The 273-nt window shown below is 68.1% G+C and carries 1 protein-coding gene; it reads left to right on the forward strand.

The annotated features are described in order from the left end of the window. A partial coding sequence (locus tag R0J87_RS20390; RefSeq protein ID WP_498888533.1) for a hypothetical protein occupies window positions 1-198 on the forward strand: 198 nt, incomplete at its 5' end. Window positions 199-273: the final 75 nt, after the last annotated feature.

Below are 273 nucleotides of genomic sequence, written 5' to 3' on the forward strand. Positions count from 1 at the left end.
GATCGGCTCACCGCCGACGGCATGCTCACGGGCATGTCGCAATCCAACAAGTCCGAAGGGCGGGAAGACCTGCAGCGGAGCGACTACCGCGTGATCGGCCAGTGCGCGATGGGGCTGTTCGCGCAGTTAAGCGCCGCGCTGCGGCGAAGCGACTCAGGTGACCCGAGCGATCCGTGCGACCCGAGCGACCCGGAGTAAGCCAATGAAGGCCCGCCCGCGGCTGATCGCAGCCGCAATCGTGCTGTTGATGACGGCCTCGCCGCTGCGAGCGGG

Origin of the sequence: Halomonas sp. SIMBA_159 (genome assembly GCF_046536035.1) — a bacterium.
In the GTDB taxonomy this organism is placed as follows: Bacteria; Pseudomonadota; Gammaproteobacteria; order Pseudomonadales; family Halomonadaceae; genus Vreelandella; species Vreelandella venusta_A.